This is a genomic window from Nitrosospira multiformis (assembly GCF_900110185.1).
Lineage (GTDB): Bacteria > Pseudomonadota > Gammaproteobacteria > Burkholderiales > Nitrosomonadaceae > Nitrosospira > Nitrosospira multiformis_A.
Genome location: NZ_FOCT01000010.1, coordinates 66,762 through 79,517, shown reverse-complemented (window position 1 = coordinate 79,517; position 12,756 = coordinate 66,762). Strand labels below are relative to the sequence as shown.

The 12,756-nt window shown below is 52.2% G+C and carries 12 protein-coding genes; 8 read left to right on the top strand and 4 right to left on the bottom strand.

Features of this window, described 5'->3' with window-relative positions; translation table 11 throughout:
- Nucleotides 1–81 precede the first annotated feature (81 nt).
- The 4 genes from BMY01_RS11965 to BMY01_RS11945 all read left to right on the top strand — a co-directional run bounded on the left by BMY01_RS11965 (nt 82) and on the right by BMY01_RS11945 (nt 4,849).
- A complete protein-coding gene (locus tag BMY01_RS11965; RefSeq protein ID WP_074747523.1) occupies nt 82–819 on the top strand; it encodes a hypothetical protein in 738 nt (245 codons plus the stop codon).
- A gap of 445 nt (nt 820–1,264) precedes the next feature.
- Nucleotides 1,265–3,529, top strand: coding sequence for a glycosyltransferase (locus tag BMY01_RS11955; protein WP_217638664.1), 2,265 nt, complete (start codon nt 1,265–1,267; stop codon nt 3,527–3,529).
- Nucleotides 3,530–3,552: 23 nt separating this feature from the next.
- Entirely contained in the window at nt 3,553–4,296 is a 744-nt protein-coding gene (locus tag BMY01_RS11950; protein WP_139176897.1) for a hypothetical protein, read from the top strand.
- Nucleotides 4,297–4,312: 16 nt separating this feature from the next.
- On the top strand, nt 4,313–4,849 hold the full coding sequence (locus BMY01_RS11945; RefSeq protein ID WP_074747512.1) for a class I SAM-dependent methyltransferase: 537 nt from the start codon (nt 4,313–4,315) through the stop codon (nt 4,847–4,849).
- A 144-nt stretch (nt 4,850–4,993) separates the two neighbouring features.
- Here the strand turns inward: BMY01_RS11945 and BMY01_RS11940 are convergent, their stop codons facing one another.
- Nucleotides 4,994–5,431: a hypothetical protein gene (locus BMY01_RS11940; protein ID WP_074747510.1), complete on the bottom strand. Its 438-nt coding sequence runs from the start codon at nt 5,429–5,431 to the stop codon at nt 4,994–4,996.
- Nucleotides 5,428–6,363 (bottom strand): zinc dependent phospholipase C family protein, encoded by a 936-nt coding sequence (locus tag BMY01_RS11935; protein WP_074747508.1) that lies wholly within the window; start codon nt 6,361–6,363, stop codon nt 5,428–5,430. Before BMY01_RS11935 ends, BMY01_RS11940 begins: the two co-directional genes overlap by 4 nt.
- 194 nt (nt 6,364–6,557) lie before the next feature.
- Here BMY01_RS11935 and BMY01_RS11930 point away from each other — a divergent pair, with 194 nt between their 5' ends.
- Entirely contained in the window at nt 6,558–8,387 is a 1,830-nt protein-coding gene (locus BMY01_RS11930) for an ABC transporter ATP-binding protein (RefSeq protein WP_074747505.1), read from the top strand.
- 63 nt (nt 8,388–8,450) lie between these two features.
- Here BMY01_RS11930 and BMY01_RS11925 read toward each other — a convergent pair whose 3' ends face one another.
- Nucleotides 8,451–9,395 (bottom strand): CysB family HTH-type transcriptional regulator, encoded by a 945-nt coding sequence (locus BMY01_RS11925; protein WP_074747502.1) that lies wholly within the window; start codon nt 9,393–9,395, stop codon nt 8,451–8,453.
- A 410-nt stretch (nt 9,396–9,805) separates the two neighbouring features.
- Here BMY01_RS11925 and BMY01_RS18390 point away from each other — a divergent pair, with 410 nt between their 5' ends.
- Both BMY01_RS18390 and BMY01_RS18385 read left to right on the top strand, forming a co-directional pair.
- Nucleotides 9,806–10,477, top strand: coding sequence for a substrate-binding domain-containing protein (locus BMY01_RS18390; protein ID WP_254772731.1), 672 nt, complete (start codon nt 9,806–9,808; stop codon nt 10,475–10,477).
- Nucleotides 10,478–10,592: 115 nt separating this feature from the next.
- Nucleotides 10,593–10,865 (top strand): hypothetical protein, encoded by a 273-nt coding sequence (locus BMY01_RS18385; RefSeq protein WP_254772730.1) that lies wholly within the window; start codon nt 10,593–10,595, stop codon nt 10,863–10,865.
- A gap of 25 nt (nt 10,866–10,890) precedes the next feature.
- On the opposite strand, the gene BMY01_RS11915 is transcribed toward BMY01_RS18385, so the two are convergent.
- The gene (locus BMY01_RS11915; protein ID WP_074747714.1) at nt 10,891–11,412 is read right to left on the bottom strand and encodes a protein YgfX; all 522 of its coding nucleotides are present in this window, start codon (nt 11,410–11,412) and stop codon (nt 10,891–10,893) included.
- Nucleotides 11,413–11,540: 128 nt separating this feature from the next.
- Here BMY01_RS11915 and ygfZ point away from each other — a divergent pair, with 128 nt between their 5' ends.
- Entirely contained in the window at nt 11,541–12,587 is a 1,047-nt protein-coding gene (gene ygfZ, locus BMY01_RS11910; RefSeq protein WP_074747499.1) for a CAF17-like 4Fe-4S cluster assembly/insertion protein YgfZ, read from the top strand.
- Nucleotides 12,588–12,756 lie beyond the last annotated feature (169 nt).

Here is a 12,756-nt window from a genome sequence, read left to right as displayed (position 1 = left end):
CTTGAGAACCAGTTGGGAAATTAGTGGGAAGAAATTAGGGTCAGGTCTTGAGTTAACTGCTCTTTTAGCGAGGCTTCCATTATGGCCCGTCCCTTACGTCTGGAATTTCCCGGTGCGGTCTATCACATCACCTCTCGCGGCAACGCTCGGGCGGCGATCTTCCTGGATGATGAAGATCGAAACCTGTTCCTGGGTGTGCTCGCAGCATGCACCCAGCGCTTCAATCGGAGACACGGACGTGCAGGGCATGTTTTCCAGGGGCGTTTCAAGGCAATCCTGCTGGAGCGCGAGAGTTATCGGCTGGAGTTGTGCCGCTACACGGTGCTGAACCCGGTCAGGGCAAAGATGGTAGAAGACCCGGCGGATTATTCATGGAGCAGTTATCGTGCGATGGTAGGTACAGCACCTGGGCCGGAGTGGCTTTATACGGATTGGCTATCGAGCCAGTTTGGAAAAAGCCGTACCGTTGCGCGTGAGAGATATGCAGCGTTTGTGGCGGAAGGCTTCGGCGGCACTTCGCCCTGGCCCGCTTTAAAGGGGCAGGTGTTGTTGGGTAGCGAGCATTTCGTGGAAAGCCTGCTGCCGCTCCTGGAGAAAAAAGGTGACCTCAAGGAAGTCCCCAAAGCCCAGCGCCTGGCTCACCGTCCGGAACTGAAGGCTATTTTCACACCCGAGGCGAGGGCGGACAAAAAAGCTCGGGACAGCGCGGTACGGAGTGCTTACAGCGAATTTGGCTATCCCATGGCAGCGATCGCCAGAGAACTTGAAATCCATTATTCAACGGTAAGCAAGATAATCAAGTATTCCGCTGAAGTTTAAAGCTGCTCTCCGGTAAGTGCGCGCCATGGACAATAAGCAACACAAAGCGCATCACTTCCATCCCCGCATCACTATAACCGACCATTACTGCACCAAGTGAATACGTAGTATCGCCGACAGTTCATAGGACCTGCGCCATTTCCCACCTGCTGTAATAGCGCAATCCCCGACAGCAAGCCTTCGCATGGAACCACCGCTTTCCATCCCCCGCAGAAACTTCTTCCGCTTCGTCTGCCTGGTAAATTTGAAAACGACCTCAAGATGATCTATATCTTCAAATAATGCCAAGGCGATGCAGATAGGTTGATACGTGATCTTATATCTATATCTAACGGTCCGGCAAATGCATTTAGCCCTTCTATCGAACATCGGCGATCGAAACTGATTAAAACCATTTAATGCCACTAGCATGACAAGCGATTCCCTTCCCCTGATTTCCTGCATCATGCCAACATTTAACCGCAGGGATTTCGTACCACGTGCCATCTCCTGTTTCCAACGGCAGGATTACCCAAACAAGGAACTGATCATTGTCGATGATGGAACGGATCCAGTAAGCGATCTGATTCCGTCTGACAAGCGTATTCAATATATTCGCCTTCCGCGGCGGCTTTCTGTGGGAGCCAAGCGCAACTTTGCATGCGAACAGTCTGCGGCGTCTCTCATTGCACATTGGGATGACGATGACTGGCATGCTCCCAGACGGCTCAGCTATCAGGTCGACCATCTACTCAGTTCGAGGGCAGCAATTTGCGGTATCAAAGATCTGCTGTTTTTTGATACGCGCGACGGCAAAGCCTGGCAGTTCAATTATCCGGATGGGCAGAGGCCCTGGTTGTCGGGTAATTCACTCGTTTATACACGTGAGTTCTGGGCGACGCATCGTTTCCCGGAAATCAATATCGGCGAGGACGGTTGCTTTGTCTGGAGCGCTTCACCGGATCAAATAACCGCCGTGGCTGATCCCACGTTTCACGTCGGTATCATTCACGGGAAGAATGTGAGCCCTAAACATATTGGTGGGGCATGGTGGCGGCCACACCCAGCCGATGACATCCAACGAATGCTCGGAGATGATTGGAGCAATTTCTTTGAAAATTCGAGGTGCTCGATCTCTATGAAGAAGCACGAGCCAGTGGCGCCGGTTACTGAACGACCCGCTATCTCATCTCTATCGCCCAACGCCTCAACCGCTGCTGTTAAGCCAATTCGCAATATTTTTGCTTGCCTCGTTCATGAGAGTTTAGATTGTGTTGTAGACCTTGTGCGTAACCTTCGATACCTGGATCCGTCATCTGTCGTGCTGCTATATAACGGGAGTAAAGACCCTCGGTTCCTTGAGAAATACCAGTTTGCACAGCACGGTGTTGTCGTCCATTCGGCACCCCAGCCGAAGGAATGGGGTAAATTGCATGACTTCGCCCTCGACTGTATGCGCTATGCGCTTGATAACTTCACTTTTGACACGATGACAATCGTGGATTCTGACCAACTGGCGTTACGCAGCGGTTATTCACAGTATCTCACCGAGTATTTGGCCAGATATCCTGGAGTTGGCATGCTCGGCAACTCGCCAGCACGACAATTATTACCTGGCGCGGCTGATCCCGCAAAGGTCGCCTTCAGTGAGTTCGAGTTGTGGCGGCCATTATTACAACGATTCCCTGATGGGGAGAAAAAATTCCCGTACTGGACCTTTTGGCCCTCGACTGTTTTTACTGCGGCAGCGGCACGGGATTTGACGCGGTTCTTTGCGGAAGACGAACAACTTAAGCAGATTCTGGCCCGTAGCTCGATCTGGGCCACCGAGGAAGTCATTCTGCCCACGATTACAGCCATGCTTGGTTATGAGATCGGCGCGAATCCGTGCAGTTATGATTATGTGAAGTACCGTTGCCCTTACACTCCCGCGCAAATAGAAACTGCACTAAATCGAGATGATATCTTTTGGATTCACCCAGTCACGCGACAATATGAAGATACGTTACGCAAGCAGGTGCGTGAAAGGCACAGCTATTATGTGAAACCACCTGAGAAACCCATTGAGGAATTACCCTCGCATTCTCCGTTGCTATTGACTCAGCCGATCCTTGCCCGGATGCGTCTACTGGAAGGCTGGCTCGAAGAGGATGAAGCCGACCTGCTCATTGCTATCACTGCTCGTGCCTTGGCCGATATTCCACAATCTCAAGCAGTAGTTGAAGTCGGCAGCTATTGCGGACGCGCTACGGTAGTTCTGGCTAGCACAGCTCAGGTAGTACGGCCGTCCGCCAAGATCTGGTCGATCGATCCCCATGACGGTAAATTAGGTACTACAGGGCAAATCGTCACTGTAGCGCCCTCGCTGGAAAAGTTGAAACGCAACCTCGATAATGCCGGGCTTGCGGACGTGGTTGAGGTAATTCAGGCTTGCGCTGGAGATGTTCATTGGGAGCAATTAATCGCCCTGCTCTTGATCGACGGCTTGCATGATTATCTGAACGTTGCTCGTGATTTTTACTCTTTTGAGCCGTGGTTGCCAGTCGGCGGGTATGTTGCGTTTCATGATTACGCTGATTACTACCCTGGTGTTATGGCTTTTGTCGACGAATTAACGAGTGCTAAAAGCTATCGCAAGATCAGCAGGGTGAGGAGTCTCGTGATTCTGCAAAAGAAGGGTTTTAAGGACCGATCTCAGGAAACAGTCAACAGCAACCAAAGCCTTTTTTGAGGCCATTAGAAATGGGCGTTAGCATGCGATTTCTCATTGTAATACCCCTTTTTGTCAACGATCCTCGCCATATTGAGATGCTCAAGGTGCAATCACTGCTTGGTGCGCGTCTGCGAAAGGTGTGGGGAAAAGATGCGGATTTTAAAATCGCTGTAGTTTGTGATTATGTGGACGATCAATACTGGTCTCAGGTAGAAACGATAGGAAAGTCATTTGATTTCCTAGTCTCCCCCGCTGACGTGCTTGCGCATGCTGGATCGAATTCTTCGTGGGGTATTCGCCGGCCCACCTCATACGCGTTGGAGGTGGTAGCCCGCACGCTTCCCGACTACCAAAGCGTAAATGTATTGCGAATCATCCAGGATACCTTTGTCATGAATGTGGGTGAGTTCGTCAGTGATCTCCGACGCGTAGCTTTGAAGGATGGAAGATATATTGCTGCCCAGATTCATCGATGGCCGACGACGGGACATCACTGGCTCTGTCACAGAATGGGTCTTCCCTGCACTCCAATTGCCGAGTACGCACAGGGCGCTGTGATGATGGCTCCGCTGTCTGTTTGGGAATCCTATTATCTGGAGCTGCCGCCGGAGATTCACCACTATTGGGATGATGTCATGATGAGTCTATGGTTCACGCATGAAGGAGGACAGCTCATCGAAATTGACCAGACGTTCGAGCATATGCATCATTGCGAGCCGACCCTTGCCCGCGCTGTTTACCACGCGCACGCGGCGGAGCTAGACGTACCTCAACTCATGTCATAAGGAATGGAGTGATTTCATGCATTCTTCAGTAATGGAATGGGTCGGTGAGAAAATTCGGGAGACTGGTACAAGTGGCCAGTCAGTCCTGGAGGTCGGCTCAATGGATGTTAACGGCAGCGTTCGCGGACTATTCAGCGGAGCTACACGATATGTGGGGGTCGACTTTCGGGAGGGACCCGGCGTCGATCGAATCATGGATGCGCACCACCTCGAGTTTGGTGAATCGGAATTTGACGTGGTCGTTTCGACCGAAATGCTTGAGCATGACAGCGCATTTTGGCTTTCCCTGCAAGAGATGGGGCGCGTACTGCGTCCTGGCGGCCTTTTGATAATTACCGCCCGCGGCAACGGCTTCATTCCTCACGGGTATCCGCATGATTATTGGCGGTTCATGCCTCAATCGGTCGGGCATCTGCTTGCGCTTGCGAGATGCGAAGTTCTTGAAGCCTCGGAGGATTGGCAGCCAGGTCACCCCGGAATATTTGCCCTAGGGAGACGTGTTCCCAATTTGGGCAAAAGTGAGTTCATTGAACGAGGGAGCCATGCCACTTGAATGAATCTCCCTAATGAATCTTCCGGATCGGGCTTCAGAGACGAGCCTTCGTTGCTTCAGTACACATCAGGCAACCCACCGCTGCTATAGAATCATATCGTCGACGCCTTCAACCGATCTTGGGAAGCACCTATGAAGAAACGCTTAGCCTCCATCGCATATCTCTCTCGTATCAATCGAAAACTCGCATGGCTGCGGCTTGCCCATCCAGCGGTGACGATCCATGCGACCGGAACATCCTGCGTCTTCGAGAAGGGCGCGCTGCCCGGAGGCATCGCAAACCAGCACGACAGAGTGCTTGTCCTGGCGCAGCACTCTCACCTTGTAGCCTTTAAAGTTTCGCAGCAGTGCCGGATCATGTTGCGTTGCCCGCATGAGCAACTCCTTTTCATCGAGCCCGGGCGGGGGATTCTTGTAGCGGACGGTGGATTCTACTGCGGTGGCGAGCTTGGTTAGTGCAGAAGCCTTGATAAACATCTCTTCGCTGTAAGGAAGTTTTGGGGTGGGGGCGCAACCTGCAACGAGCGATAGCACAAGCGCGATAGTTATGCTGACACGGATACCGGCGGGACGTATGCTCACGAGACACCCTTTTTCCAATAAATGTGGTTGCCCTGATCATCTTTTCCTGTATCCAGGTTGCAATTCACCACAGTCGTCGCGTAGCTATCATCGTTTTCGAAGACGGCCTTGGCGATGAGCGACCCGGTGGCAAGAACATTCTCCAGGGCACGATCAAATATCGCATCATAGCTCATCGCTTCAAGCGGAGTCGCAAGGCTTTCCAGATATTGGGGGTCGAGATCGGCAACCGCAGGGTAGGTCAAACCGAGGTTGGCGGCGACATGGCGCGCAAAAGGAGGAAGCGCATGGCCTTCTTCCGCTTTGTCGACAACGAACTTGAATGCGCCGTGCCAGTTGTCGATGAGGGGAGGGTCGGTTTGGTAGGCGCCGCCATAGCAGGTTTCAAGCATACTCTGCCACGTGCGCGTGATGACGGAATCGAGTTTTCCGCTGCCAGGCTTATCGCAGCAGCCCCAGATTCCGGAACCCAGATGTTCTGCCAGGCCTATCTCACCGAGATTCAATCGCTGGAAAATATAGGCATCCTGATGCATCTCGCATATCCGGTGCTTATCCTTGTTCTTCTGGTATTCACCCACCTTGAGTTCGATGACGGGATGAATGGTCGTGTCAGTAACGACATGGCTGGTGTATCCCAGCAGCCATGAAAATGCTTTTTGCCGGGATGCTCCATCGAGTCTTCTGATCCATTCGACCCCCGCTTTGATCATGTCGCCGGTTCTCTGATAGTGCATTCGATCCGCCCACTGGCCAGCACTGGAGTGAGCAATGTCCAGATAGGGATAATCAGGGCTCACGGCGCCAAGCTCACAGAAACGGAAGTAATCCAATACCGAAACAATTGCTTCCGGAGGAAATCCCTGCTTTTCAAGCCGGTCCGGTTCCTTGACCAGGTTCACCATGGTGAGGTGTGCATAAGCGCCAGGCATGGATAGTCGCAAAGAGTGATTGATCGAGAATGCAATGGAGAACAATGTTATTGTATATCTTGCCTCGTTTTCGGGAAGTATTCAGACAGCAGGCGGAATATCTCCCTCCCACGGTGGTCATACGGCCCTGCAAAGATCGAATCTGGTCACACCAGATTTGGCATGATTCGCTATAGATTCCTACAATGGTTTAAATGCTCAGCTATTTCGAGAAACTGATTTACCCCTATCCTGATCCCACCGACAGGATTCCCCCAAAAGGTTTTTTTACCTTTATCTGGGAAGCAACCGAGGGTGTAAGACGATACCTGGTGGCAATGACGCTGCTTACCGCATCAATCGGTGCATTTGAAGCCTTATTGTTTGCGATGCTGGGAAAAGTCGTCGACTGGCTCAACCAGATCCCGCCCTCTCTTCTATGGGAACAGGAGCGGAACACGCTTCTTCTATTTGCTGGGCTGCTGGTTGCAAGCCCCCTGTTGGTCGGTATACAAAACCTCGTCAAGCATCAGGTGTTGGGCGGGAATTTTCCGATGCGCCTGCGCTGGAATTTCCATCGCCTGATGCTGAACCAGAGCATGCACTTCTATCAGGATGAGTTTGCAGGGCGAGTGGCGGCCAAGGTGATGCAAACCGCTCTCGCGCTGCGCGATGTCTGCTTTATTCTCGGCGATATACTCGTCTATGTAACGATTTACTTTTTTACCCTGGTGGCTGTCGTCGGGACGTTCGATCTTTGGATATTGGTGCCTTTCACAGGGTGGTTCGCTCTTTATATCTGCGCATTGCGCTATTTCGTGCCCAGGTTAAGCCGGGTATCCCAATCTCAGGCGGATGCGCGTGCCTTGATGACGGGACGCATCAGTGATGCTTATACCAATATTGCCACCGTAAAACTCTTCTCTCACGCTGGCAGGGAGGCCGGTTATGCCAAACTGGCGATGCAGGAGTTTCTCGGGACAGTACATAGCCAGATGAGGTTGATTACCTGGTTTGAAACCGTGAACCAGGTGATGGGGGCAAGTCTCATCATCAGCGCAGTTGCGGTTGCTTTGCTGTTGTGGGTGGATGGACAGATCGGCGTGGGCGCGGTGGCGGCCGTCGGCGCCATGTCGTTGCGGCTTAACGGGATGTCGCATTGGGTCATGTGGGAAATGACTTCATTGTTCGAACAGGTCGGTACCGTACGTGATGGAATCACCACCTTGTCACGTCCCCATCTGGTGACCGATCATCCCGATGCAAAACGTCTTCAGATCAAAACTGCCGAGATACGGTTTGAGAATGTGGTTTTCTGTTACGGGGGCGACGTCCCCGTAATAGATCATCTTTCGCTGCATATCAGACCGGGCGAAAAAATCGGTCTGGTCGGACGTTCCGGTGCGGGTAAATCCACTCTCGTCAACTTGCTGCTTCGCTTTTATGATGTGGAGGAGGGGCGCATACTGATCGACGGGCAGGACATCCGGTATGTTACTCAGGACAGTTTGCGCGCCAATATCGGCATGGTTACGCAGGATACGTCCCTCATGCATCGTTCGGTAAGGGACAACATCGCTTATGGCCGACCTGACGCAACCGATGCGGAAACGATCGCCGCTGCAAAAAAGGCGGAGGCGCACGATTTCATCATGGGCCTGACAGACCCTGTGGGACGCTATGGCTATGATGCGCACGTGGGGGAGCGCGGAATAAAGCTTTCGGGCGGCCAGCGCCAGCGGATCGCCATAGCGAGAGTAATGCTGAAAAACGCACCGATTCTTCTGCTTGACGAAGCCACCAGCGCGCTGGACTCTGAAGTGGAGTCAGTCATCCAGTCCAGTCTCTACCGCCTGATGGAGGGCAAGACGGTGATTGCCATAGCGCACCGCCTATCGACCATTGCTGCCATGGATCGGTTGATCGTGATCGACAAGGGGCAGATCGTAGAGGAAGGAACACATCAAAGCCTGATCGCAATGAACGGTCTCTATGCCGGGCTCTGGGAGCATCAGAGTGGTGGGTTTCTGGGGGAAGACGCATAGAAGTATACCGTTTGAGAAAGCGATATCTCCTGCGGTTCAAACGGTTTTCGATCGTTTCCGCGGTCAGTCGCCGAGTTCCACTCCCGCCCGCGGCCTCACACCTGCCCGGATAGCGGTTTCCGTCAGGGAAGGAAGGCAAAGCTCGATGAATCGGTAGGCGTATCCCCGCAGGTAATGACCACGGCGGATCGAGATGTTGGTAGTGTTTTGCCCGAACAGGTGGGAACTGTCCAGCAGAGTCAGCCGGGTGTCCCGCACTGGATTGAAGGCCATTGACGCAACAAGACCCACTCCCAGCCCCAGTTCCACGTACGTTTTGATGACGTCTGCATCGAGTGCGGACATAGCGATGTCCAGCCCTAATCCTGCTCTGGCGAACGTCTGATCAATTCCCGCCCGGCCGGTAAAGCCTTCGTGATAAGTGATGATCGGGAACTCTGCAATGCTTTCAAGCGTGAGCGGCTGTATTGCTTCCAGCGGGTGCCCGTGCGGCACAATGACAGCGTGGTGCCACGAGTAATAAGGAAAAGAGGCCAATTCTGCAACACTCTCCAATGCTTCGGTGGCAATGCCGATATCGGCCACTCCGTCCAGCAGCATCGATACGATTTCGCCGGGACTGGCCTGGTGCAGGACGAGATGCACCTGGGGAAAGGTTTTCTTGAATTGCGTGACCACCGTAGGGAGTGCGTACTGCGCCTGCGTGTGCGTAGTGGCGATGGTCAGCCGTCCTTTATCCCGCTTGCTGAACTGTTCAGCCAGGCGCTTGACATTCTTTGCATCGAGAAGGATGCGCTCGACAATCTCTATCAATTCCTTGCCCGGATTGGTCAGGCCCAACAGCCGTTTGCCTTTGCGCACGAACAATTCGACGCCCAATTCATCTTCAAGATCCTTGATGTGTTTACTGACACCGGACTGGGAGGTGAACAGGGCATTGGCCGCTTCGGTCAGGTTATAGTTCTGGCGGACTGTCTCATGGATGATGCGCAATTGTTGGAAATTCATATTTATAAGCCTGTACCCTGTTATTGTCGTGATCGGTTTCGAGTAATGATGGATGTGGAATGCTCATTCAAAAATCATTATGGCTCCCCGGAGAGCGATAAAGAAAAGGCGCGAGCCGATGGCCAGCGCCTTTGAAAATCACAACAACAACGGAGAATAACCACACCCCAAAGTTATCAGTTCTATTTTCCCCAGTGAACCAATATTAATTCATTTGTTTATACGTTTTATGCATAACCCCCGCGAAGAAGGACATCCCACGCTGACGCGGCAGGAAGGACAGGAGACGTAAACCAGCGAATGCATGATGGACATTTCCTGTTGATAAGCTACTCATTTTTTCTTTGTTTGAGCAGGATGGCGCCGATGCTAAATTTCACTCTTGATCCTTTGCATCGGAGGAATAAAAAATGTCTTTCAATAACTCTCCCCGTCTTGCTGTCAGCCTGTTCATCTCACTGCTCAGCCTTGGGGGTGCCTACGCGACACTGAACAAGTCCTCTTACTCTGCTTATGAGTCTTCACCCGCTGCTGCGGAAGTGTACGCCGATTTAAACCATTCATTTGCTGAGCACTGGAAAGCACGTACAGGTGTAGATGTGAGCGTCGGACAGGCGCTGAGCAAATCAGGAAGGCCGGTGCATGTGACGCTCGACGGCCTGGATGTTACAACTCTCGCATTATCTTATGACGCTGCAAAGCTGGGCAAAAAAAACCGGTTCATTGCGCCTTCCCTGAGCAGATTTCTCTCGCACGATACCACCGACAATTTGTCCCGTGCATCGCCCTATACCTCCACGGTTGTCTTTCTCGTGCGCAAGGGTAATCCCAAAGAGGTGAACGACTGGGATGACCTTTTACACCCGGAAATAGAAGTTGTCATGCCTGACCCCAGGATTTCGGTAAGTGGTCGATGGGGTTATCTGGCAGCATGGGGATATGCGCTCAGGCAACCGGGCGGCAACGAAGCAAGTGCACTCGACTTCGTGCGGAGACTGCTTGCTAACGTAATACAACCGGGCTCTGAAGCAGGCCGGATAGAAGCATCGATCACTGCATTTGTAGAGCGGGGCGTGGGGTGACGTATTGCTGTTGTGGGAAAATGAAGCTCTTCTCGCAATACAAGGAAGGGCAGGTGGAAAGGCAGATGGATTTGAAATAATTACGCCATCGGGCTCCATAATGGTTGAGCCGGCTGTGAGCATAGTAAACTCAGGGGCGGTTGGCGATAGCAAAAGCGGGCACGAAGTGGCAGCTGCCTATGTTGATTATCTGTATACGCCCCAAGCGCAGGATATCGTAGGGAGCCACTATTTGCGCCCGCGGGATAAACAGATAAGTGCTCAATATGCCAAGCAGTTTCCCGCGCTGGAATTATTTACCATCGATGAAGCCTTCGGTGGCTGGCAGAAAGCCGAGAGAACGCATTTTGCCAAGGGTGCAATCCTTGAACGGATCCGCGGTAATTGATGTGAATTATTACAAAAGCAGCCCGCTATTCAAGTCGGCTCAATTCCCCTCTCCGATTTCTCCACCTCCATCTCAAAAGCACCCGTAACTGCCTGAATTCTTCCGGGTTTATTCCATCGGGAAGGATTACAACGCTGCGGGAAAAGTACCGGCTCCACTGTCGTGGAGACGCGTCTGTTTTATCGATTTTCAGGGGTCTCAAGTCGAGCACAGTCAGATAGGGTGCGACGAAACTGCTGCCAAGCAAGGCACAGGCCATCTGCCCTCCATCTCGGGTATTCAGGGTGAACACCATTTCATCGGTTACTTCGAGGCCGGAAACGGAATTCGGCGAGCGCAACAATGCGTAGCGCTTCAGATAGAAAATAAGGCTGATGACGAGCAAAGCGGAGCCCGTCAATTTGACTGAAAGGGGCAACATCAGGGGCCACAACAATACAATAGCCACAAAGTGCGCGAAGCTGAGGACTATTCCTAATCTATGGGAGGGTTTCAGGTGGACGACGAGGGAAGGCGCGGGGCGTTCTACAACAGGTTGCAGTTGCATAACGGATTGCATGTTCTAAAATATTGATGAGTTTGTTATCTCAATGCGGGCAATTTGCCGCCCAGCTGGAGTGTATGCTTTATAATTAACTCTTTTTCGGGCATTCTTCGAGCAATATCTGCCTTTACATGAATCCTGTCTGGCACTCCTACCTGCAACGCCGTGGTGCGATTTTTCGGGAAGACTGCATTGTCAGCTACGGCAATGCTGCTGCCGAACTTGAGAGTACCCGATCTGCCAACGTGCTGAGTGATCTTTCTCATTTTGGCCTGATTCACTTTTGGGGAGAGGATGCGGAAACTTTTCTGCAAGGACAATTGAGTTGCGACATAAGGGGCGCCACTACCTCAACAGCCTCCTACGGGAGTTATTGCAATCCCAAAGGCAGAATTCTCGCGACTTTTCTGATTTGGCGGGGGACCGATGACGGTTATCTCATGCAGTTGCCTGCAATCTTGCTCGCGGGGATTCAGAAGCGCCTTGCCATGTATGTGCTGCGGGCCAAGGTCAAATTGGCGGACAGCAGTGGAGCCTGGGTCCGCATAGGCGTTGCGGGCCGTCATGCTGCGGCCCTGTTAAGGAAGATCCTGGGGGAAATTCCTGTCGTGCCTCTGGGAGTGAGGCATGGCGAAAGAGGAAGCATCATTCGTCTTGCAGAGGATCGCTTTCAACTCCTTATTCTTCCGGAGCAGGCGCCCATTATATGGGAAGATTTGAGCAGGAATGCGACCCAGGTAGGGAAGCCCTGCTGGGACTGGCTGGAAATCCGGGCAGGTATTCCCCACATCCTGCCTGCAACTCAGGAACAATTCGTGCCACAGATGGTGAACCTGGATGCTCTCGGGGGTATAAGCTTTCAGAAAGGCTGTTATCCCGGTCAGGAAATCGTTGCCCGCACGCAGTATCTCGGCAAAATAAAGCGGCGCATGTATCTTGCAAATGTTCGTCCAGCAGCGGGTGATCCGCCAATCGAAGCGGGGGATGAGTTATTCAGTGCCGACTTGGGGGAACAATCTGCGGGTATGGTAGTCAACCCAGCATCATCTTCCGACGGAGGAACTGATCTACTGGCTGTCATTCAGACTAGCAGTGTCGAGGCAGGTGAAATTCACTGGAAATCGCTGGAGGGTCCTGCACTGGGAATTATGCCGCTACCTTATTCTGCGAATCAGTAAAGAGTAAAAAAGGTATGTGCTCGATTTTGTCATTATCAAATAGCAGCATGTCTCTTGATGAGATCCGCCTTGATGGTCACCTTGATGGTCAAACTCCTCATCAAAAAACCAGGCAGAAAGAATATTTCCTGTTACCTTGCGAAGCACCTTAATACAAAATGCATTCCGG